General features: G+C 71.7%; 11 protein-coding genes. 4 read left to right on the forward strand and 7 right to left on the reverse strand.

Going from position 1 to position 24,027, the window contains the following annotated elements; genetic code table 11:
* Positions 1-26: 26 nt before the first annotated feature.
* The 6 genes from P3T27_RS30405 to P3T27_RS30430 form a co-directional block, all read right to left on the reverse strand.
* A complete protein-coding gene (locus tag P3T27_RS30405) occupies positions 27-4,514 on the reverse strand; it encodes an amino acid adenylation domain-containing protein (protein WP_280684269.1) in 4,488 nt (1,495 codons plus the stop codon).
* The gene (locus tag P3T27_RS30410) at positions 4,511-10,723 is read right to left on the reverse strand and encodes a non-ribosomal peptide synthetase (RefSeq protein ID WP_280684271.1); all 6,213 of its coding nucleotides are present in this window, start codon (positions 10,721-10,723) and stop codon (positions 4,511-4,513) included. Before P3T27_RS30410 ends, P3T27_RS30405 begins: the two co-directional genes overlap by 4 nt.
* Complete coding sequence (locus P3T27_RS30415; protein ID WP_348534152.1) at positions 10,720-12,663, reverse strand: ABC transporter ATP-binding protein; 1,944 nt, start codon at positions 12,661-12,663, stop codon at positions 10,720-10,722. Before P3T27_RS30415 ends, P3T27_RS30410 begins: the two co-directional genes overlap by 4 nt.
* 362 nt (positions 12,664-13,025) lie before the next feature.
* Positions 13,026-13,673: a DDE-type integrase/transposase/recombinase gene (locus P3T27_RS30420; protein WP_280684274.1), complete on the reverse strand. Its 648-nt coding sequence runs from the start codon at positions 13,671-13,673 to the stop codon at positions 13,026-13,028.
* Positions 13,674-13,743: 70 nt separating this feature from the next.
* Positions 13,744-14,832 carry a HAMP domain-containing sensor histidine kinase gene (locus P3T27_RS30425; RefSeq protein ID WP_280684276.1) on the reverse strand — a complete coding sequence of 363 codons (1,089 nt, stop codon included), beginning with the start codon at positions 14,830-14,832 and terminating at the stop codon, positions 13,744-13,746.
* Positions 14,833-14,842: 10 nt separating this feature from the next.
* Positions 14,843-15,538: a response regulator transcription factor gene (locus P3T27_RS30430; RefSeq protein ID WP_280684278.1), complete on the reverse strand. Its 696-nt coding sequence runs from the start codon at positions 15,536-15,538 to the stop codon at positions 14,843-14,845.
* Between the two features lie 602 nt (positions 15,539-16,140).
* On the opposite strand from P3T27_RS30430, the gene P3T27_RS30435 reads away from it, so the two are divergent.
* Together P3T27_RS30435 and P3T27_RS30440 are read left to right on the forward strand one after the other, a co-directional pair.
* The gene (locus P3T27_RS30435; protein ID WP_280684280.1) at positions 16,141-18,576 is read left to right on the forward strand and encodes an RICIN domain-containing protein; all 2,436 of its coding nucleotides are present in this window, start codon (positions 16,141-16,143) and stop codon (positions 18,574-18,576) included.
* 122 nt (positions 18,577-18,698) lie between these two features.
* Positions 18,699-20,774: an RICIN domain-containing protein gene (locus tag P3T27_RS30440; RefSeq protein ID WP_280684282.1), complete on the forward strand. Its 2,076-nt coding sequence runs from the start codon at positions 18,699-18,701 to the stop codon at positions 20,772-20,774.
* A 72-nt stretch (positions 20,775-20,846) separates the two neighbouring features.
* On the opposite strand, the gene P3T27_RS30445 is transcribed toward P3T27_RS30440, so the two are convergent.
* A complete protein-coding gene (locus P3T27_RS30445; protein WP_280684284.1) occupies positions 20,847-22,172 on the reverse strand; it encodes an MFS transporter in 1,326 nt (441 codons plus the stop codon).
* 54 nt (positions 22,173-22,226) lie between these two features.
* On the opposite strand from P3T27_RS30445, the gene P3T27_RS30450 reads away from it, so the two are divergent.
* Positions 22,227-22,970 (forward strand): helix-turn-helix transcriptional regulator, encoded by a 744-nt coding sequence (locus tag P3T27_RS30450; protein WP_280684296.1) that lies wholly within the window; start codon positions 22,227-22,229, stop codon positions 22,968-22,970.
* A 34-nt stretch (positions 22,971-23,004) separates the two neighbouring features.
* The gene (locus tag P3T27_RS30455; RefSeq protein WP_280684286.1) at positions 23,005-23,748 is read left to right on the forward strand and encodes an SOS response-associated peptidase; all 744 of its coding nucleotides are present in this window, start codon (positions 23,005-23,007) and stop codon (positions 23,746-23,748) included.
* Positions 23,749-24,027: the final 279 nt, after the last annotated feature.

Raw genomic sequence — 24,027 nt, forward strand, 5'->3', positions numbered from 1 at the left:
ATATCTCCCTCGATCCAGCAAACGGCTTAAAGGTCGTCGTCAAACTCGGCTTCGAGTTCCTCGATCTCGTCCTGGTTCAGGTCGAGGAGGTCGAAATCGGACGCGGTGTACCCTCCGGCGGAAGGATCACCCGCCAGGCGGGCCAGGTCGGACAACACGTCCAGCCACAGCCGGCCGAACCGTTCGATCTCGGCCTCCGGGAAGAGACCGGCCGGCCAACTCACCGCGAGCGCCAGTTCCAGGCCGTCCGGCAGTTCCCGGACGGCCGCCTCGGCTTCCAGCGCGTGCGACGGCCTCGTATCGGGGTCCGATGAACAGCCGATGCCTCCGGACCGCTGCCACTCCCGCACTTCGCCCGTGGCGGACCGGCCCAGGTAGGCGAATCCGATCTGAGGCGACGGTGAGGCTTCCAGCACCGATCCCGTCTCGCTGTTCAGATATCGCAGCAGCCCGTAGCCGAGTCCGTCGCCGGGCACCGCCCTCGACTGCTCCTTCACCGCCTTCAGCAACGACCCGGAGGCCGGATCGGTCCCGCCCACGTCCAGCCGCACCGGATGCACGCTCGTGAACCGGCCCACCGTCCGGGACGGATCCATCCCGCCGACCGGGTGACGGCCGTGACTCTCCACGTCCACCAGCAGCACGTGGCCTCCGCGCCAGCGTGCCACCGCGCCTGCCATGCCTGCCAGCAGCACCTCGTGGACACCGCAGTGGAAGGCCGAGGGGACCTGCTCCACGAGCGCACCCGCGCGGTCCTTCGGCAGGATCCACGATCGGCGTCCCGCGGCATGGCCGGCGCCGGGCTCGCCCAGCCGTGGCTCCGCTCCGTCGAGGAGCCCCGTCCACGCGGTCAGCTCCGCGACGCGTGCCGTGGCGGTCGCCTGCTCCGCCAATGCGGCCGCCCATCCCCGGTACGAGACGTCCACCGGGTCGAGAACCGGCTCCCTGCCCGCGGCGACGGCCTCATAGGCAGCCTTCAGGTCCGGCAGCAGGATCTGCCACGACCACGCGTCGACCGCCAGCGGATGCGCCGCCAGCACGACCCGTCCGACACGGCCGGGTCCCGCGTCCACCCACACCGCACGGACCATCACACCCGCGGCAGGATCCAGCCGCGCGGCCGCCTCCCGAGCACACCGCTCCGCGACGTCATCGAGGTCCCCGGGGTTCGCCTCCACCCGCTCGACCAGATGCGCGGCGTCCACCGCGCCCCTGCCGGACACGACCACCCGGGGCTTCCGGTCTGCCTCGACGATCCGGCTCCGTAGCATGTCGTGAGCGTCGATCACCACACTCAGCCCGGCCGCCAGCGCGTCCACCGACAGATCGCCGGGCGCGCCGACGGTCACCCACTGCGCCGCAGGTCCCGTCCCCCACACCTTCATCATCGGCGTCCAGGCGACGTCTCCCGTACCCTCGGCCGGATCGGGCGACTCGGCCGGATCGCCGTCCAGGTCGAGGATCCCGGCGATTCCCGCCGGGGTCCGGTGCTCGAACACCTCGCGCGCGCCGAAGGCCATTCCGGACCGACGGGCCCGCGCCGCCAGCTGCATCGAGGTGATGGAGTCTCCGCCCAACTCGAAGAAGCTGTCGTCCGCGCCGACCCGTTCCAGGCCGAGAACCTCGGCGAACAGCGCGCACAGCGCCCGCTCGGCGTCGGTGGCCGGTTCCCGGCCGGTGACGCGTCCGCCGAAGTCGGGGTCCGGCAGCGCCGCCCGGTCCACCTTGCCGTTGGCCGTCACCGGCAGCGCGTCCAGGACCATCACCGCCGCCGGCACCATGTAGCTCGGCAGCGCCCTGGCGATGTCCTCGCGCAGCCGTTCCGGATCGATGTCGCTGCCGGACACGACATAGCCGATCAGGCGCCCTTCGCGTGCCACCACGACGGCCTGGTCGATGCCCGGCCGCTCGGCCAGCACCGCCTCGACCTCGCCCGGCTCGACCCGGTAGCCGCGGATCTTCACCTGGTCGTCGGACCGCCCGACGTACACCAGCTCGCCCTCGTCCGTCCAGTACGCGACGTCGCCCGTCCGGTACATGCGCTGACCGGAGGCGAACGGGTCCGCGACGAACCGCTCCGCTGTCAGCCCCGGACGGTCCAGATAGCCCTGCGCCACCCCTGCGCCCGCGATGTGGAGATCGCCCGCGACGCCCGGAGGCAACGGACGCAGGAAGGCATCCAGCACGTACAGCCGTCGGCCCGGCAGCGGGCGGCCGATCGGCAGGAGCGACCCCAGCCGGTCGCCGGGCTCGATCGCCTTCCACGTCGCGCACAGGGTGGTCTCCGTCGGACCGTAGGTGTGCCAGACGACCAGCTCGGGGCAGGCCCGCCGGACCCGCTCCACCTCGCTGAGCGGCACCACGTCGCCGCCCGCCAGCACGTCGCGCAACCCTGAGAACGACTCCGGCGACTCCTGCGCCAGCGCCCGGAACTGGCCCGCCGTGATGTTCACCGAGGTGAGGCCCTGTGCGACCTGAGCAGCGAGGCGCTCCGCGTCGACCACGCCCGGCTCGGCGAGCATCACCCGCGCACCGGACACGAGCGGCACCCAGAGGTCGTACAAGGACGCATCGAAGGTGTGCGGCGCGTGCATCAGCACGGAGTCGCCCGCTCCGACGCCCCACACCGGGTCTCCCGCCAGGGCCGCGACGCCGCCGTGCGGGACGGCGACGCCCTTCGGCGCCCCGGTCGATCCCGACGTGTACATCACGTACGCCAGATCGTCCGCCCCGATCGGGACCAGCGAGGTCTCACCGTCGACGGCGGCGTCCATCATGATGACCTCATGGCCCGAGGGCACAGCGGCCGCGGTTCCCGCACAGCACACCACCGCGGCGACCGCGGCGTCGGACAACATGAACGCGGCCCGGTCCGCCGGGTAGTCCGGATCGACGGGCACGAACGCCGCCCCCGCCTTCCACACCCCGAGCCATGCCGCCGGCACGTCCGGCGAACGTTCCAGCAGGACACCGACGCGGTCGCCACGTCGCACGCCCCGGTCCTTCAGTACCCGCGCCAGCCGGCCCGACCACTCGTCGAGCTCCGCGTACGACCAGTCCCGGCCCCCGGCCGTCATCGCCGTCGCGTCCGGAGCCTTCTCCACCTGCCGGAGGAAGAGGTCCACCGCCGTCGGCGCGGCGATCGGGTCGCCCGTCTCGTTCCACCGATCGACGACCAGCTCACGTTCGGCGTCGCTCACCAGGTCCAGGCGGCCCACCGGCGTGCCCGGCTCCGCGATCATCTGTTCCAGGGCTCGAACGAGCCAGTGGTGAGCAGCCTCGGCGACCGAGGCATCGACCATCCCCGGCTGGTACTGCATCTCGGTCTCGATGCTCTCGCCCGGCATGACGCCCAGGGTGATCGCGTAGGGGGACGCCTGGTGGAACTCCCGCAGGGTCAGGCTCAGATCGCGCGGGGACTTCGAGCCCGCCGCGGGATCGACGTAGTTCTCGAACACCACGATCGTGTCCAGGCCCGCCCCTCCGAGCTTCTGGATCTCCGGGAGCCCGAGATGCTGGTGCGCGATCAGCGCGGACTGCCGCTCCTGCAGCTCCGTCAGCGTCTCCAGGACCGTTTTAGCTCCGTCCAACCGCACGCGCACCGGCACGGTGTTGATGAACAACCCCACCATGCCCTCCGCGCCCGGCAGGTCTGCCGGACGCCCGGAGACCGTCGCGCCGAAGAGTACGTCCCGGCGGCGCGCCAGTCGGGCCAGCACCAGCGCCCACGCGCCCTGCACCACGGTGTTCAGCGTCAGCCCGTGGCCGCGGGCGAACTCCACCAGGGCGGAGGTGAAGGCCGGCGAATGGCGGATCACCTTCCGGACCGGCAGTTCCGGAGCCCGGCCGGGCCTTTCGGGAATGCTGAGCGCCGATCCGTCGGCGCCGGACAGCTCCGCGCGCCATGCCGCCCGGGCGGCGTCCTTGTCCTGCCGCCCCAGCCACGCCAGATGGTTCCGGTAGGAGGCCACTGACCGCAGACCCGACACGACGCCGCCGGCCGCGTAGACCTCGAGGAGTTCCGACTCGAGGATCGCCCGCGACCACCCGTCCATGAGCAGGTGGTGGCTCGTCGTCACGAGACAGTGCCGGTCCGGAGCGAGCCGAATCAGCGTCAGCCGCAGCAGCGGAGGCCGCGTCAGATCGAACCCCCTGGCGCGCTCCTTCTCCGCGATCACGGTCGCCTCGGCGAGCGCGTCCTCCTCGGCCAGGCCGAACAAGTCGCATTCGGTCCAAGGGAGTTCCGCCTCCCGGGGAATGAGCAGGACCGTCTCTCCGGACTTCCGCCGGTGGAAGGACGCCCGAAGCGTCGCGTGCCGGTCGAGGAGGGCCTGCCAGGACCTCCGGAACCGCTCCGTGTCCAGCGGCCCGTCGATGATCTGGGACTGCTGGATGACGTAGATGTCGGGGGCCTCGTCGTCGAGGGAGGAGTGGTAGAACATTCCCTCCTGCATCGGTGACAGCGGCCAGATCTCCGCGAGCGCCGATCCGGGGGACGTGGTCGACTTGGTCACGATTCCTGGCCTCCGCCGAAGTGCGCCGCTATTGCCTCAAAACCCTCGATCTCGTCCTGATCGAGGTCGAGGAGGTCGAAGTCGGACGCGGTGTGTCCCCCGGCGGAGGAATCGTCCGCCAGGCGGGCCAGGCCGGACAGCACGTCCCACCACATCCGGCCGAACCGTTCGGTCTCGGCCTCTTCGAAGAGGCCGGCCGGCCAGCTCACCATGAGCGTCAGTTCCGGGCCCTCGGGCGTTTCCCGGACGACCGCATCGGCCTGCAGCGCATGCGGCAGTGCCATGGCCGGATCCAGGGAACCGCCGATGTCTCCGGCCTGCTGCCATTCCGCCACGTCGTTCTGCTGGCCCACGACGAACCGGCCCATGTAGTTGAATCCGATCCGGGGTGCCGGCATGGCCTCCAGCACCGGTCCCGTCTCGGCATTCAGATGACGCAACAGCCCATGACCGAGCCCGTCACCGGGCACTGCCCGCGACTGCTCCTTCACCGCCTTCAGCAGATCCCCGGACGCCAGGTCGATCCCCGACGTGTCCAGTCGCACCGGATGCACGCTGGTGAACCAGCCGACCGTCCGGGACAGATCCAGCCCGCCGACCGCATGACGGCCATGACTCTCCACATCCACCAGCACCACACGACCGCCGGACCAGCGCGCCACCGCCCCCACCAAACCCGCGAGCAGCACCTCGTGGACCCCGCAGAAGAACAGCGCCGGAACCCGTCCCAGCAGCGCCGACACCTCGGCTCCCGACATCGCCCACGACCGTGAGCGCACGCTCCCCGTGCTCACCTCCGGCCCGCCGGTCGGCCTGTCCCCCTGGCCCAGGATCGCCTGCCACGCCGGCAGTTCGCCGACCCGTTCCGCCGCGGCCGCCCATTCCTCCAGCAGGCGCGCCCACTGCCGGAACGGCACTGCCACCGGCTCCAGCGCAGGAGTCCGTCCCGCCGCAGCCGCCTCGCAGGCTTCCCGCAGATCCGGTACCAGGACTCGCCACGACATTCCGTCGACAGCCAGATGGTGCACCGCCAGCACCAGTCGGCCCACCCGACCCGGCCCGGCGTCCACCCACACCGCCTGCACCATCACGCCCGTCTGCGGGTCCAGCCGTCCCACTGCGTCCCGCACCGCGCCTGCCACGGCCTCGTCCAGCGAGCCTCCGTCAAGGCCCACTCGCCGGACCTGACCGGCCGTGTCCACGGAGCCGCGGTCGCCTACGATCAGGCGTCCCTGCTCCACGCGTGCTCGCAGCATGTCGTGCGTATCCACCACGGCGGCCAGCGCGGCGGCCAGGACCCCCTCGCCCAGGTCCACGGGCGCGCCCACAACCACCCACTGCGCGAATCCCGCACCGGCGATCCCGTCGCCCAGCATTCTCATCACCGGCGTCCACGGCACCTCGCCCGCACCGTCGACCGTCGCGGGCCGGGCGCGTTCCGGCAGCGGCGATTCCGCCACCAGCCGCGCGAGTCCCTCCGGCGTCTTCAGCCCGAAGACGTCCTGCGCGGCGAGGGCCAGTCCTTCCCGCCGCGCCCGCGCCACCAGCTGCATGGCGGTGATCGAGTCTCCGCCCAGGGCGAAGAAGCTGTCGTCCGCGCCGACCCGCTCCCGGCCGAGCACCCCGGCGAACAGCCGGCACAGCGCCCGTTCGTGCTCCGTGACCGGCTCTCGACCGACGGTCCCGGCCGTGAGATCGGGGTTGGGCAGCGCGCTGCGGTCGATCTTCCCGTTCGGGGTGGTGGGCAGCGCTTCCAGCACCACCACAGCGGGCACCATGTGCTGGGGCAGCCGGGAGGCGAGGTACTCCCGCACCGCGTGCGGATCGACCTCGGCCGGCGACACATAGGCCAGGAGGCGGTCGTCCCGGACAACCGCCGCCGCTTGAGCAACCCGCGGGTGGCCGGACAGGACGGACTCGATCTCGCCGAGCTCGATCCGGAACCCACGGAGCTTCACCTGGTCATCGGCCCGCCCGGCGAACACCAGCTCACCGCGGCTCGTCAGACAGGCCAGGTCTCCCGTCCTGTACATCCGCTCACCGGAGACGAAAGGATCGGCGACGAACCGCTCCGCCGTCAGCGCCACACGGCCCAGGTAGCCACGGGCCACCCCTATCCCCGCCACGTACAGCTCGCCGGTGATCCCCGGCGGCAACGGCCGGAGGAACGCGTCCAGTACGTAGCAGCGGCCTCCCGCGATCGGTGCCCCGATCGGGACCACGTCCCGGCCCGCCGTCAACGGCATGCTCATCGCAGCACACACCGTGGCCTCGGTCGGCCCGTAGGCATTGATCAGCCGACGTCCCTCCGACCAGCGATCCGCGAGGCCCGACGGGCATGCCTCCCCCGCCACCACCACCGTCTCCAGCCCCGCCGGCAGCGTGTCGGCCGTGGCGAGCACCGACGGCGGAACCGTCACATGCGTGGCGTCCCACCGCTCCAGTGCCTCGGCCAGCGACACCCGCGGCGGCATGTCCCGCTCCGGCGCCATCACCAGCGTCGCCCCCGAGAGCAACGCCATCAGCGCCTCCGAGACCGTGGCGTCGAAGCCCAGTGCCGCGAACTGCAGGACCCGTGACGACGGCGACACGGCGAACCGGTCGATCTGTGCCGCCGCCAGATTCCCCAGACCCGCGTGGGGGACAACGACCCCCTTCGGAGTTCCCGTCGACCCCGACGTATAGATCACGTACGCCGCGTCGTCCGGCCCCACCTGCGGCGGCACCGCATCCGGGCCCGCCGCGAGATCCACTTCGTCGATCACCACCGACCGGTCAGCGAACTCCTCAGGCACTGCGTCCCGCGACTTCCCGTCGCACACCACCAGCGCGGGATCCGCGTCTCCCAGCAGCAGTCGCACGCGCTCGGCCGGATACGCGGGATCCACCGGAACGAACGCGCCTCCGGCCAGCGACACCCCCAGCATCCCGACCACCCGCCACGCCGACCGCCCCACGACGAGGCCCACCCGGGACTCCGGTCCGGCCCCACGGGCCCTCAGCACGGCGGCGAGCGCCGATGCCTGTTCCCAGAGCCGCTCGAAGGTCAGCTCGCCGTCGCCGTCCACCACCGCCACCGCGTGCGGCCGCTCCGCCACGACCCGCGCCACCAGCACCGGCAGGGACTCCCCCACCGCCAGCGCCGCGTCCGAGTCGCCCACCCAGCCCCCGGCCACACCGACCCGCCCCACCAGCCCGGAAGGGTCAGCGGCCATCGCGCCGAGGGCGCCGACGAACCACCCCAGCACGGACTCGGCGACGGTCTCCTCGATCTGCCCGTGCCGGTAGGCGAGCTGGATCCTGAGTTGGTCCCCCGGGATGATGCCGAGGGTCAGTGGATAGTGGGTGCCCTCGACCGTGCCCAGGTACGTGAACTGGTCGGCGAAGTCCCGCGGATAGTTCTCGAACACCAGCAGCGTGTCGAACTTCGCACCCGGCCCGCCCGCTCTCTGGATCTCGGGCAGTCCCAGATGCTGATGCGGGATCAGGGCCGCCTGCCGCTGCTGCAGACCGGTGAGCAGGTCGGAGACCGTCTGCCCGCCGTCCAGCGATACCCGGACCGGCACGGTGTTCATCATGAGCCCGGGCATCGACTCCACCCCCGGGAGCTCTGCGGGACGGCAAGCGACCGTGGTGCCGAACACCACCTCGGTGCGCCGCGCGAGCCGGGCCAGCACCATTGCCCACGCGCCCTGCATCATCGTGTTCAGCGTCAGCCCGTGGTCACGGGCCACCTGCGTCAGCCTGGCGTAGAGCTCCGGGGTGACGTGGGCGATGCGGTACTCGTATCCCGTCCCGGCGGCCGTCCTCGCGATCGACGCGTCCCCGTCGAGGCCGGACAACTCCGCCTGCCAGGCCGCGCGTGCCGCGTCCTTGTCCTGCCGATCCAGCCAGGCCAGGTAGTCCCGGTAGGATGCCGCGCCGATCCGCTCCGGGAGCCGGCCGCCGACCGCATACGCCTCGGCCGCCTCGTTGAGGATGACCGCCACCGACCAGCCGTCGGTCAGGATGTGGTGGTGGACGACCAGCAGGCGGTGCCGGTCCTCGCCGATCCGGACCAGCAGCAGCCGGAACAACGGGCCCGCGGCCAGGTCGAACCGCTGTTCCTGTTCCCGCCGGGCGAGGGCCTCGACGGCCGCCTCGGCGTCGCTCACGCCCGTGAGGTCGACCTCCCGCCAGGGCAGGACGACGTGTCCGGCGACGGCCTGGAGCGTCCTCCCCGACGCGAGCCGTACGAAACTCACCCGGAGCTCGGCGTGCCGTGCGAAGACCGCTTCCCACGCGACCCGGAGCCGGGCCACGTCCAGCGGACCGTTCAGCTCCAGGATCCACTGCGCCTGGTAGATGTCGACGCCCTCTTCTTCGAGGGTCGACTGGAAGAGCAGCCCCTCCTGGAGCGGGGCGAGCGGCCAAGCCTCCTCGGCACCCGGTACGGCGATCGCCAGCTCGCTCTCCTCCTCCGCGGTGAGAGCGATCAGGGGACGGGCGTCGGGGGCGTCGGCGGGTACAGGACGCGCTGCGGCCGCCAACCGTGCGGGGGTCCTCTCCTCGAAGATCTGGGAGGGCGTCACCAGCAGACCGGCCGTGGCCGCGCGGACCGCCAGCCGCATCGCGGAGATCGAGTCGCCGCCCAAGGCGAAGAAGCTTTCGTCGACACCGACCCGGTCCAGGCCGAACAGCTCGGCGAACAGTCCGCTCAGGACGCGCTCCGCCTCGGTGGCGGGTTCGCGGCCCCCGGCATTCCCCCCGAAGACGGGCGTGGGCAGCGCCGCCCGGTCCACCTTGCCGTTGCCGGTGAGCGGAAGCCGGTCCAGCGTGATCACGGCAGCCGGGACCATGTACTCCGGCAGCATCGCCCCGAGACGCTCACGGAGGACGACGGGGTCCACGTCCGTCACCGCGTAGCCGATCAGGCGGCCGTCGACCGCCACCACGACGGCCTCGTGGACATCCGGCTGCGCGGTCAGCGCGGCCTCGATCTCACCCGGCTCGATCCGGAACCCGCGGATCTTCACCTGGTCGTCGGCCCTGCCCGCGAACAGCAGCTCGCCGTCGGCAGTCCACCGGGCGATATCCCCTGTCCGGTACATCCGGCCGCCGGGTACGGACGGATCCGCCACGAACCGCTCCGCCGTCAGTGCCGCCCGGTCCAGGTAGCCGTCCGCAAGGCCGGCGCCGGAAAGGTAGAGGTCGCCGACCGTACCCGGAGGCACGGGCAGCAGCGACGCATCGAGCACCTGAGCCCGGCGCCCCGGAAGCGGACGGCCGATCGGCAGCGCGGGACCCAGCGCATCGCCCGGCTGGAGCAGGTGCCACGTCGCGCACAGCGTCGTCTCCGTCGGTCCGTACAGGTGCCGAATCCGCGCTCGGGGGACCGCCCTTCGCACCTTCTCCACCGCGGGTGCGGGCACCACGTCGCCGCCCGTCAGCACCTCGTGGAGGCCGGCGAAGGATTCCGGCGACTCCTCCGCCAGCACGCGGAAGCTCCCCGCGGTCAGGTGCACCTTCGTCACGCCGGCGGCGACCGCCTCCCGCAGACGCCGGGCGTCCACTGCGCCCGGCTCGGCGATCACCACGCGGGCGCCCGAGGCAAGCGGTACCCATATCTCGAAAAGGGACGCGTCGAAGGCGTGCGGCGCGTGCATGAGGACTGCATCACCGGGGTCCACCGCCCAACCGGGGTTCCCCACCAGCTCCGCGACGCTCCTGTGCGGGACGGCCGCTCCCTTCGGGATTCCCGTCGACCCGGAGGTGTACATCACGTACGCCAGGTCCCCCGGACACACCGGGACCGTCGACGCGTCGCCCGAAACGTCGTCCGTGACGACGATCGACTCGACCCCCTCCGGAACGCTGTCGCCCGCCGCGGCCGAACATGCCACCAGGGACGCCCCCGAGTCCGCGACCATGAACGCCACCCGCCGCGCGGGATAGGCGGCATCCACCGGCACGTACGCCGCTCCCGCCTTCCACACGGCGAGCAGCGTCACCACCAGGTCCGCAGAGCGTTCCATCAGGACCGCCACACGGTCGCCGCGGCGGACGCCCCGACCGATCAGCCGCCCGGCCAGCCGGCCCGCGAGCTCGTCCAGCCGCCGGTAGGTCAGCGCCCGGTCCCCATCAACTACGGCCACCGCGTCGGGCGTCCGCTCCGCCTGGCGGGCGAACAGCTCCGGCACCGTCGGCGTGGCCAGCGCTGCGGAATTCATCGTCCCCCTTCAGGAACCATCTGGTGGACCGGCCCGGCCCCGTTGCCTTCGGGCGCGGCTCCGACGCCGCCCGACTCGGCGAACTGCGTGTGATAGAGCTCCGCGTAGAGACCGGCCTCGGCCAGCAGCTCCTCGTGCGTCCCGCGCTCCCGGACGCCTCCGTCGTCGATCACGACGATCTGATCGGCCTCACGGATCGTGGACAACCGGTGGGCGATCACCAGGGAGGTGCGGTCGCGCAGCGCGGTCCTGAGAGCCCGCTGGACGGCGGCCTCCGACTCGGGGTCCAGGTGAGCGGTGGCCTCGTCGAGCACGACGACCGAGGGCGCCTTCAGGAGCAGCCTCGCGATGGCCAGTCGCTGCTTCTCCCCGCCCGACAGCCGGTAGCCGCGGTCTCCCGCGACGGTGTCGAGCCCCTTCGGGAGGGATTCGATCAAGTCCCAGATCTGGGCTCCCTTGCACGCCTCGATCAACTCGTCCTCGGTGGCGGTCGGACGGGCGTAACGAAGGTTCTCCCGAATCGTGTCGTGGAAGAGGTAGGTGTCCTGGCTGACCACGCCCACCGCCTCGCGGAGTGAGCCGACGGAGAGGTCCCGGAGATCGTGTCCGCCGACACGGACGGTGCCGGAGGTCGGGTCGTACAGCCGGGACACCAGGTGGGTGAGAGTGCTCTTCCCCGCGCCGGACGGGCCGACGAGTGCGGTGATGGTCCCGGCCGGCGCACGCAGGCTCACGTGGCGCAGGACCTCCGGCGCCGTCTCCCCTCGATCCCCTCCGCCACGCACGTTCTGCTCCAGCGACGGCAGCGAGACCTCGTCCGCGCCCGGATAGCGGAACGACACGTCCTCGAACTCGATCTCCGGGGCTGTGTTCCGCGTGAGCGTGACGGCGTCGGGGCGTTCCTCGATCAGCGGCTTCAGGTCGAGGAGCTCGAAGAGCCGGTCGAAGCTCACCAGGACGACCAACGCGTTCGCCTGCATCCCGGACAGCTGGGTGATCGGCCCGAACAGCCGCCCGAGCAGGGCGGCGAGAGCTATCAGCGTGCCGAGCTGGAAGGCCCCGGAGAGCACGAGGCCGCCGCCGACCCCGTAGGTGAGCGCCGTGGCGAGCGCGGCGATCAGCATCATGACGACGAAGGCCATCCGGCCGTAGACGACGACGCTCACGCCGGCCCTGCGGAGCCTTTCCGACCGGTCCTCGTACTCGTCCATCTCCTCGTCCGGACGGCCGAAGAGCTTGGAGAGCATCGCCCCCTGAGCGTTGAACCGCTCCTGGAGGAGGCCGGCCAGGCCTGCGTTCACCTCCATCGACTGCCTGGTGTACCGCTGTGTCACTCTCCCCACGTACACCCAGGGAACGACGAACAGCGGGATCAGCACCAGCGTGATGACGGCGACGATCCACGACAGGTAGAACAGCTCGGCCATCACCAGGACGACCCCGATCACGCTGGGGAGCGCCATCAGCAGTTGGCTTAACGCCTGCTGCGTCATGATCAGATCCGTGTGGAGCCGTCCGACCAGCACACCGGTCTGGGTGCGGGTGAAGAATGCGACCGGCAGCCGCTGGACGTGCTCGATCGCCTGGATCCGGACGTCGTAGCTGACCCCCTGCCCGATCCTCCCGGCGAGGTAGGCGAGCACCAGCTGCAGTAGCGCGTCGAGGACGGCGAGCCCCGCGGTGAGGCAGGCCAGCAGGGTGACCTCTCCGGAGTCGCCCTTGAGGATCCCGTCGTCGACGATCTGCTTGAGCAACAGCGGAGTCGCCACCACGATGAGCGACTCCAGGACGGCGCCGATTGCGAAGAGTGCGATTCTGCCGGTATGCGGGCGAAAGTAGGCGAGCACCCTGCGTGGCGTTTCAGGGCGGAGCTTGGCCGGCTCGGGATCGTCGCCTCCGCCGGCCCTTTGCGCCCCCCTGCTGGACGGCATCATGACCATACGGACATCCCCTCTCCCACGTCACCGAAGTCCGCAGGTCCATGGTGCTGATCGGACTCGCTGTCCACGAGTCGGTGTCCAAGCGAGCATTTCCGACACTTGGACACGGCCCCTGATTCCGATCTCGAAAATTCCTCAGCGTCGCGAAATGAACCAACTGGGGAATATAGGGAGCGGAAAGCAGAAGGACTCACCGGTCGATGTCGGTGAGTCCTTGAGTGCGGGGTGCATCAGTGGGCGGGACGAACCCTGCTGACTGGTTTCCGACTCACACCCGACGACCCGCCCCCGCCGAGGTCACCGGGAGTGCGCCAAGTGACCGGCTTGATCAAGCGCAACCCTGACCGCATCCGTGGCGAGGATCAGCGCAAGCTGAAGGAAATCCTGGCCCGCTGCCCCGAGTTGGACGCGGCTACCGGGCACCTGGCGAGTTCCTCGCTCTCGCACGTGGTGACCATCCAGCCCACGGTGTAGCGGGAGTAGATGTCGATCATCGTGTAGAGGAAGTAGAAGACCCACTTGTGCGGGCCTCGCAGCTTGGTGACGTCCCAGGACCAGACCTGGCTGGGGGCGCTGGCCATCAACTCGGTCTTCCTGCACGGTGGGTGGGTCGCTTGCCGGCGCCGCTCGCGGACCTCGCCGCGCTTGCGCAAGATCCTGTACATCGTGGACTCCGAGCACAGGTAGACGCCCTCGTCCAGCAACGTGGCGTAGACCTCGGCGGGTGCCGTGTCCTTGAACCGGTCGCCGTTGAGCTTGGCCACCACCCGCTCGCGCTCGGCGGGCGTGAGCGCCTTCGGACGCGGCCGGCACTCCCGGACCGGCCTCGGCGGGGGCGGGGACTTCCGGTGGTGGCGGTACCAGGTCGCCCGGTTGACGCCCAGCGCCGCGCAGGCTTTCACGCGGCCGACCACGCCGGACACCGTCTCCAGAGCCGCGGTCCGGGCGTCCTCGGCAGAGTCACGAACATCAAGCTCCTGAAGCGGCAGATGGCAGGTCGTGCCGGACATCCCCTGCTCCGCAAGCGAGTTCTACTCGTCGCCGCCGATCGCCGACAACACAGAGTCACGTCCACGCTGGCTACGTGATCGGTTTCACGGGCCGGGCCGGCGGAGGGGCGGTCGGCAGCCGCACCGTGACGTGGAGGCCGCCTCCGGGGCGCGGGGCGATGGTGAGGGTTCCGTCATGCGCTTCGACGATGCTCTTGACGATGGCCAGGCCCAGGCCGACGCCCGCGTGGTCATGGCGGATGCGTTCGGTGCCGCGCTGGAAGGGCTCGGTGAGGGTCGAGACCAGCTGTGCTGAGAGGATCTCGCCGGTGTTCTCGACGGTGAGCGTCACGCTTCCGGGATGGATGCCGGTCGTTGCCCGCACGATGCCCCGACCGGGCAGGTTGTGGACGATCGCGTTATGGATGAGATTGACTGTCATCTGCAGCAGGAGCGCGCGGGAGCCGATGGTCGGGGTGATGTCGCCCGAGGCCTCGATGGTTACGCCGTGCTTCTCCGCCATGGGAAGCAGCGTCTCGACGGCCTCCTCGACGTTCAGGGACAGGTCGACGGGCTCCCGGGTGAAGGATCGCTGGTCGGCACGGCTGAGCAGGAGCAACGCCTCGGTGAGGTCGATCGCCCTGGCATTGACGTTGTTGAGGCGTCGGAACAGCTCGCCCGAGTCTCGCGCCGGGTCGTTGAAAGCCACTTCGAGAAGGGCCTTCGTGATCGCCAGCGGGGTGCGCAGCTCGTGGGAGGCGTTGGCCGCGAACCTCCGCTGCTCGGTGACGTGCGCTTCGAGGCGCGCGAGCATGGTGTCGAAGGCGTCGGCCAGCTCGCGGAACTCGTCCTCGCGGCCTTCCAGCTCGATCCGGTGGGAGAGCGACCCGTTCGCGGCCATGGAGGTGGCGTCGGTGATGCGGGTCAGCGGGGCGAGCATTCGGCCGGCGAGCAGCCAGCCTCCCAGGAGGCCGAACACCAGCAGGAGCGCCAGCACTCCGGCCGCCGCCGGAGCGTAGGCGTGCAGCACGATGGTGCGGATGGGCACGAGCCCGTTAGGGCTGCTCGCTGCACTGGGCAGGCCGCGCAGCAGATATACCCACACGGTGGCCAGCATCAGCACGCCCGCGAGCATGACGAAGCCCGCATAGCTGAGGGCGAATTTGAGGCGGACGCTCAAGCCTGGTGTTCTAGGCGCCCGCATTGCCCTCACGCCTGATGTCCGCCTGGGTAGTGATCCGGTATCCGACGCCGGGCACGGTGGCGATGATCTGAGGTTCACCGAGGCGTTTACGCAGAGTCGAGACCGTGATGCGTACGGCATTGGTGAACGAGTCGGCGTTCTCGTCCCAGGCCCGCTCCAACAGTTCCTCGGCGCTGACGACGCCGCCTTCGGCGGCGACGAGCACGTCGAGCACGGCGAATTGTTTGCGGGTGAGTGCGATGTAACGGTCGTCGCGGTAGACCTCGCGACGGAAGGGGTCCAGCCGCAGGCCCGCGATCTCCCGCACAGGCGGTCTGATGTACGCGCGCCTGCGGTCGAGCGCCCTGAGCCTGAGGACGAGTTCACGCATCTTGAACGGCTTGGTGAGGTAGTCGTCGGCACCGAGCCCGAACCCGGAGGCCATGTCGTCGATCCGGTCGGCGGCGGTGAGCATGAGGATGGGCATGCCCGATCCCGCCGCGACGATCCGTTCGGCGATCTCGTCACCGGAGGGGCCGGGGATGTCGCGGTCGAGGACGGCGATGTCGTAGGCGTTGACGCTCAGCAACTCCAAGGCGGTGTCGCCGTCACCGGCGATGTCCGCCGCAATCGCCTCCAGGCGCAGCCCGTCACGGATGGCCTCTGCCATGTACAGCTCGTCCTCGACGATCAAGACACGCATGTACCAATGCTACGCACCGGAGCCTGTCGTCAGCCTATCGAAAAACGCATACGTCCCGGCGATGTCTCCTTCCCTTGAATGTGCGCATGACCAGTAACCCATGGGCGTTGGTCGCTCTCGTCAGGGCCGCCCGCTGAAGGGATCGGCGGTCGTGAACACCCGCACCAAAAGGATCATGCGACAGATGCACGGCAGAGCCGGATTCAAGCTCCTCCGCCACCACATCCTCCTCGCCTGAATCACAGCCCGTTACCACCGGATACGGGACAGAGCCGTTGGCTGGACAGGCCCGGGTGGCGCCGGGCGCCGCAGCGCGATCTCGATACCCCCACTGGTATAGGTGCCAGCGCACGGCCTCGACGGCCGATACGGGGCGGGGCATCTCCGAACGATGTCGATGATACCCCCGGGGGTACGAAAGGCACAGTGGACCTTCGCGCTCACCCCGAAGCAGCCGACCGTGCGCCGACCGTTGACGGGACTCGGACGAGCATGTGAAATACCACATGTCACCCGTCATACGCATGATGCCTCGCAGCCCAGGGATTTGAACGTTCAAACCCCGGTCACGCCCCAGCCACCCGCCCGACAGGAGAACCGCCATGCCCCCCAGCCGCGCCCCGCACCGCCGACCCGTCCGCGCCCTGCCCTCGGGCCTCGCGGTACTGGCCGTCCTCGCCGTCCAGGCGGTCGGCGCGGGCCCGGCCCGGGCGGCCGGCGCGGCCCCACTGGTCGACGGCGGCGGCTACGCCATCGGCGCCGCCCTGGACGGCGGCTGCCTCGGCCCGCAGTACGCGCAGTCGGCGGCCGGCACGCCCGTCGTCGGGGCGGCCTGCCAGGGACTGCTCAGCCAGCGCTGGCAGTTGCGCCGCACCACCGACGGCTACCGGCTGGTCAACGCCGCGAGCGGGCGCTGCCTGACCCTCGACGGCACCGGGCGCCGACCCGGCACCGCCGACTGCGACACCGAACCCGCCGCCGGGACCTTCACCATCTCCCCCGCGCCGGGCGGGAGTTACACCCTGGCCGCGCACGGCGCCTGTCTCACCACGGCGGAGGCGCCCGAGCGGAACGCAGCGCCCGAGCAGGACACCGCATCCGAGCCGAACACCGCCTCCGACCGCCGGCACTGCGACGCCCGGCCCGCCCACCGCTGGACCCTCACCCGCAGCGAACCGCTCACCCTCACCGACCCCGGCTTCGAACAGGGCACCGACGGCTGGACCCTCACCGCGCACACCGGCGTCGCCACCAACAACCCGCACAGCGGCACCCGCCTCGCCTACCTCGACGCCGGCCCGGGCTACCGGATCAGCCAGCAGGTCACCGCCGTCACCGCGGGCAGCTACGACCTGTCCGCCTGGATCGCCACCGGCGGCGCCGGCGGCACCTTCGCGGTCAGCGTCAACGGCACCGTGGTCCGCTCGACCACCCTGCCCGAGCAGCCCACCTACGCGAAGTACACGCTGCCCCGGGTGCGCGTCGCGGCCGGCGACCAGCTCACCCTCACCATCGGCTCCTCCCCCACCGGCTGGGTCAACGTGGACGACACCGCCGTCGCCCCGTCCGCCCCCAGGGACCCGCAGATCAGTTCTTCCGACCCGGAGGTCGTCGCCCTGTTCGACTGGGCCAAGACCAAGGCCAACAGCTGGGTGCAGCAGGCCGGCACCACCGGCGTGCTCGACATGGACGAGAACAACCCCGGCGGCACCGGCACCACCACCTACGACACCACCTACTGGGCCGGCTACCCGTTCCGCTCCGACTTCTACAGCCGCGACTTCGCCCACCAGCTGGTCGGCGCCCACCTGCTCGGCCTGGACGCCGAGAACAAGACCATGCTGCGCGGCTTCGCCGCCTCCGCCACCGAGGTCAACAAGCTCTACCCGGTCTGGGCGCTCAACTTCGACGCCAAGACGTACGGCAGCATCGACTACCGCGGCCCCGACCGCTTCGTCCGCGAGCTGCCCGCGCCGTTCGAACTGGTGGAGAAGGCCGGCGAGGCCTACCGGTGGACCGGCGACCGCGACTACGCCGACGACCCCACGCTGAGCGGCTACGTCCGCAACACCCTCGGCCCCTTCATCGCCCAGCACCCCGGCCCGGTCGACAACGGCGGCATCCCCGTCCCGCAGGCCACCAGCCGCAGCATCTTCGCCGGCACCGCCAGTTACGCCGAGAACGCCACCAGCACCTACGCCGAGGCCGGCGATGCCCTCGGCGCCCAGTACCAGGCGTACCTCGCCGCCGCGACCCTGGCCGCCGCGCACGGCGACACCGCCGCGGCCACCGGCTACCAGCGGGCCGCCACCGCGCTGCGCACGTACGTCAACACCACCTGGAGCGTGGACCCGCAGCAGCCCGGCGAGGTCGTGCACGGCTACGACACCACCGGCAAGCCGGTGACCGGCTGGGGCTACGAGTCCAGCGTGCTGATGCCGGTCAAGCAGCTGCTCGACCCGGGCCCGCGCCGCGACGGCCTCCTCGCCGCGATCGACGCCGCCGACTCCGGCCCGCAGCGCTCGACCAACCTGGAGGCCTTCACCTACCTGCCGGACGCCTTCTTCGCCAACCACGACGGCGACACCGCCTGGAAGTGGATGCGGCAGATCTACCAGGGCGTCGACCAGCTCCACGCGAGCGGCCGGATGCTCAACGGCGACTACCCCGAGGTCCCGTTCACCCTGCTCAGCCAGACCGTGCAGGGCCTGCTCGGCGTCCAGCCCGACGCCGCCGCCGGCACCCTGGTGACCGCCTCCCAACTACCCGCCTCGATGGGCTGGTTGCAGGTCGCCGACATCCCGGTCGGCACCGGCTCGGTCACCGTCCGGCACGACGGCCACCGCGGCAGCACCCTCACCAACACCGGACGCGCCCCGCTCACCTGGGAGGCCCGCTTCACCGGCCGGCACGACGGACTCACCGTCGACGGCAAGGCCCGGCCCACCCGCACCACGACCGTCGACGGCGTGACCTACACCTACGCCACCGTCACCGTCGCCCCCGGACACACCTCGACCGCCGCCGTCCTCGACTGACCCCCGGACGCCGTCACCGGCTGACCCCGGGCGCGCCCCACGGCCGATCCGCCCCCAACCGACCGGCCGTGCCCACGAGTTGCCCGATGCAGCACCCCTCCCCCCACTCCCCAGGAGCGCGCATGCGCCACATCCCCCACCGCCTCGCGGCACCCCTGCTCGCGCTGGCCCTCGCCACCACCGGCCTCGGTGCCCTCACCGTTGGTGCGGCCGCCCCCGCCGCCGCCCTCGGCAACGGCAACGCCCTCACCCCGCCGATGGGCTGGAACTCCTGGAACTCCCTCGGGACCGAGGTCACCGAGGACCAGGTCGTCCAGACCATCGACTTCATGGCCGCCAACGGCCTGGTCGCGGCCGGCTACGACACCGTCACCATCGACGACGGCTGGTCGCTGTGGCACCGCGACGGCCAGAGCAGCGACATCGTGCGGACCTCGTACGGTTCGATGCAGCTCTACGACGCCGCCGGCAACCCGGTCGCCGGCACGGACGGCACCGGCAACGACCCCACCTCCGGCCACCTCGTCCCCCGCCCCGACCACTTCCCCTCGCAGACCGTCAACGGACGGACCGTCAACGGCATCGCGTACCTCGCCCAGTACGCGCACAGCAAGGGCCTGAAGTTCGGCCTGTACGGCACCGACACCTACCTGACCTGCCAGATGCACCCCGGCAGCCTCGGACACGAGACCACCGATGCCGCCGACTTCGTCTCCTGGGGCGTCGACTTCGTCAAGTACGACGACTGCCCGTACGGCCCGCCGATCACCGGGCCGGACGGGCACGGCTACGGCACCCAGGGCGAGGGCAAGGAGCTCACCCGCTCCGTCTACGCCCGGGTCCAGACCTTCCAGCACGCCCTCGACGCCGCCTCCGCCGCGCAGGGCCGGCCCAAGGTCACCCTCAGCGTCTCCGCCCAGCCCGTCCACACCGGCGTCCCGTACCTGCTCGCCGCGGACGACCCGGCGCGCACCGACCCGGTGATCCAGGCGGCCGGCACCGCGCCGTTCCAGGCCCCCGGCTACGCGCCGACCGGCATCTGGTGCGGTCAGGTCGCCAACCTCTGCCGGATCGGCGGCGACCGCGACAGCGAACTCGACGGGGTGCTCTGGAACGGGCAGTTGCAGACCGCGCTGCAGTACCCCGGCAACGTGCGCCCGGGCAGCTGGAACGACCTCGACATGATGTTCACCGGCTGGCAGGACGTCTTCGGCCTCTGGGGCACCACCGACACCTGCACCTGCCACAAGCCGTTCACCGACGACGAGTCCCGCACCGAGACCTCGGTCCTCGCGATGCTCGCCGCCCCGCTGATCTCCGGCGCCGACCTGCGCACCGCCGCCCAGTCGCAGCACAGCGCGGACGGGCACACCTGGTCCACCGGGATCGACGCGGCGAGCCTTGCGGTCCTGAAGAACCGCGACGTCATCGGCATCGACCAGGACTCCCTGGCCAAGCCCGCCACCCTGGTCGGCGCCAAGCCCGCGAACGCCACCGCGCCGGTCGTCCTCAAGCGGCAGCTGGCGAACGGCGACACCGCCGTGCTGCTGGTCAACCAGGACCCGGCGGCGAGCCACGCCGTGAACACCAGCCTGGGCGAACTCGGGCTCACCGGGCCCGGCTACACCGCCAAGGAGCTGTGGACGGGCGCGAGTTCGACCGTCACCGGCACGCTCGGCACCACGGTGGCCCCGCACGGCGTGGCGCTGTACCGGCTCAGCGCGCAGCCGACCACCGTCCCGACCGCCGTGGTCGACGACGGCCGCTACCACGCGCTCAGCCCCGGCGGCAGCGGCGGCCTGGTCCTGGAGGTCGCGGGCACCTGCAGCGCGCCGCTGGGCGCCGTCGCGGACGTCAACACCTGGTGGCCCACGCACACCTCCGAGCAGTGGACCTTCACCACCAACCCGGACGGCACCGTCCGGATCAGCGACAACTGCGCCACCGCCACCCACGCACACACCGTGCTCACCGCCGGCACCTCCCCCGGCAACAGCGCCTCCCTGCTGAGCTACTCGCCCGGCAACCCCTCGCAGGAGTGGCGGGTCACCCAGAACAGCGCCACCGGGGCGCTCACCGTCACCAACGTCGCCACCGGCCTGGCGCTCAACGCCGGGAGCGGCACGGCGGGTTCGACCGTGACCACGGACCCGGCCGACGGCGCCGCCGCCGGGCAGGGCTGGAGCGTCGCGTCCTGAGCCGCTGACCGGACCCTCCGGACCCCTGGCCCCACCGCTCACGGCGGTGTCCAGGGGTCCGCGAGTCCGTCGTCAACCCCCCGCCTTCGCGGCCGCCGACCGGTCCTCGGGCACGACCGGCGCGACCGGCGCGGCTGGCGCGGCTGGCTCCGGCAGGGTGCGGAACAGCAGCCAGCTCAGCACCGGCATCAGCACCAGCGGCAGCAGGGCGGTGCGCAGCGAGGTCGCGTCCGCGAGGCCGCCGATCAGCGGGCTCGCCAGGCCGCCGATGCTGACGGTCAGCCCCAGCGTGATCCCGCTGGCGGTGCCGATGCGCGAGGGCAGGTAGTCCTGCCCCAGCGTGACCTGCAGCGAGAACGGCACGTACAGGCCCGCCGAGGTCAGCGCCACGCACCCGTACAGCGCCGGGCCCGGCACCAGCAGCACGCCCGCCACGGCCACCGCCGCGACCAGGTACGACCAGCGCGCCACCGCGACCCGGCCCCAGCGGTCCGCGAGGGCGCCGCCCAGCACCGAGCCCACCGCGCCGCCCGCGTACAGCACCGCCAGCGCCGCGGTGCCCGCCGCCGTACCGCCGCCGACGCGCTGGGTGGCGAACAGCGAGAGGAAGGTGCTCAGGCCGGTGAAGACGATCGAGCGGCACACCACGGCCAGCGACAGCCGGACGAAGGAGGCCCGGTCGTCGGGCCCCGTCACCGGTGCCGGTCCGGTCCCGGCGGCGCGCCGCCGCTCCAGTTCGCGCAGCACCGGCAGGCACAGTGCGGCGCCCGCGAGCGCCGGCAGCACCAGCAGCGGGGTCAGCCGCAGGCCGCCGCCCGCGACCACCACGGTCACCAGTAGCGGGGCCGCCGCGAAGCCCAGGTTGCCGCCCAGCGAGAACCAGGCCATCCCCCGGTGGCCGTCCCGCGCGGCCAGCCGGGCCACCCGGGCGGACTCCGGGTGGTACGCGGCCACCCCGACCCCGGACAGCGCCACGAAGGCGAGGGTCAGCGGGTACGAGCCGCTCACCCCGCTGAGCGCGATGCCCGCACCGCCCACCAGCGTGCTCACGGGCAGCAGCCAGGGCAGCGGCCGCCGGTCGGTGATCGCGCCGAGCAGCGGCTGCGCCACCGAGGAGAGCAGCGAGGCGGCGAGCACCACGCCCGAGACGGCGGCGTAGCCGTAGCCGCGCTCGGCGACGAAGAACGGGACCAGGGCGGCCACCGCGCCCTGGTAGACGTCCACACAGGCGTGTCCGACGGACAGCAGGGTGATCGAGGAGTTCCGCCTGCCGGGAGTCCCGTGCGGCCTGCCGCGTGTTCCGCTCAGCCCGTCGGGTGTGCGGTGCGGCTCGGCAGGCGTTCCGTCCGGGGTGCCGGGTGTACTCGTCGGCGGATTGTCAGGTGTGCTGGTCGGCATGCCGCCATGTTCGGCGCACCGCCACCTGTCGGGCTTCCGATAATCTGACAGGTGATGCCGACAATCCGCCATGACCCCGTCGCCCCGACCCGCACCCAACGGCTGGCGTCCGGCGCCGGGATCGACGCCCACCGCCACGACGACCACCAGATCGCCTACGCGGCCCGGGGCGTCCTGGCCATCACCACCGACGCCGGCTCCTGGGTCGCCCCCGGCACCCGCGCCATCTGGGTCCCGGCCGGCACCGTGCACGCCCACCAGGCCCACGGGGAGCTGGAACTCCACCTGGTCGGGCTGCCCGCCACCGAGAACCCGCTCGCCCTGGACCAGCCGACCGTCCTCGCCGTCGGGCCGCTGCTGCGCGAGCTGATCGTCGCCTACACCCGCGCCCCCGAGGACGACAGCCCCGAACGAGCCCGGCTGCGCGGCGTCCTGCTCGACCAGCTGCGCGCCTCGCCCCTTCAGCCGCTGCACCTGCCCACCCCCACCACCCCGCTGCTGCGCACGCTCTGCGACCTCCTGCAGGCCGACCCGGCCGACCCGCGCACCCTCGCCGAGCTGGGCCGGGCGGTCGGCGCCAGCGACCGGACGCTCTCCCGGCTGTTCCGCGCCGACCTCGGCATGACCTTCCCCCAGTGGCGCACCCAGCTGCGGCTGCACCACGCGCTGGTGCTGCTCGCCGAGGGCCTGCCCGTCACCGCGGTCGCGCACCGCTGCGGCTGGTCCTCCGCGAGCGCCTTCATCGACGTCTTCCGCCGCACCTTCGGCCACACCCCGGGCCGCCACCCGGCGGGCTGAGCGGCTGTCCGAGGGAGGTGGCAGGGTGGGGGGCATGTGCGGTCGCTTCGTCTCCACCACCACGCCCCAGGACCTCGCCGCCCTGCTCGGGGAGCTCCGCTGGGATCCGGCCGAGTCCTTCGCCCCGAGCTGGAACGTCGCGCCCACCGACCCGGTGCCCGCCGTCCTGGAGCGCGTCGACCGGGAGACCGGCGAACTGTCGCGGCAGGTGCGCGCGCTGCGCTGGGGCCTGGTGCCGTCCTGGTCCAAGGACCCCTCCGGCGGGGCCCGCATGATCAACGCCCGCTCGGAGACGGTGCACCTCAAGCCCGCCTTCCGCAAGGCCTTCACCACGCGGCGCTGCGTCATCCCCGCCGACGGCTACTTCGAGTGGCGCGAGGTCCCCGCCACCGCCGACCGGAGGAAGTACAAGCAGCCGTACTTCCTCAGCACCGGCTCGGTCATGCTGATGGCCGGCCTCTACGAGTTCTGGCGCGACCGCACCCGGCCCGAGGACGACCCGGCGGCCTGGCTCGCCACCACCACCGTCATCACCACCGACGCCACCGACAGCGCCGGGCGCGTCCACGACCGGATGCCGCTCACCATCGCCCCCGACGACCTGTCCGCCTGGCTCGCCCCCGACCTCACCGACGCCGGCGAACTCCACCACCTGCTGCGCCGCCCCGCCGACGGCGCCCTGCGGGTGCGGGCCGTCTCCACCGCCGTCAACAGCGTCCGCGCCAACGGCCCGGAACTGCTCGACACCTCACCGGACCCGCTGGGGCTGGCGGACTGACCAGGGCCGGACCGGCCCTAGTGTTTGCAAAGTCCCGCCGGGTCCGCGGCGCCGGGCATCCCGCCTGGACGCACGCCCGAATCGCCCAAGTACGTCCAGTACGAGGACGATCCCGGCGCACGCCCAGCCGGGCGCCCACCGCCGCGGCCTGGTCCGACGCGACTTTGCAAACACGCCCTAGTCTTGACTCTGTCGGGGATCTTGGTCGCTACGGCGTCAGCTGACGGCTCGCCAGGAACGCAAGCGCTGGATACCTTGCTGGTCGAGGTGCTCCTGGAA

The sequence above is a fragment of the Kitasatospora sp. MAA19 genome (assembly GCF_029894125.1).
Lineage (GTDB): Bacteria > Actinomycetota > Actinomycetes > Streptomycetales > Streptomycetaceae > Kitasatospora.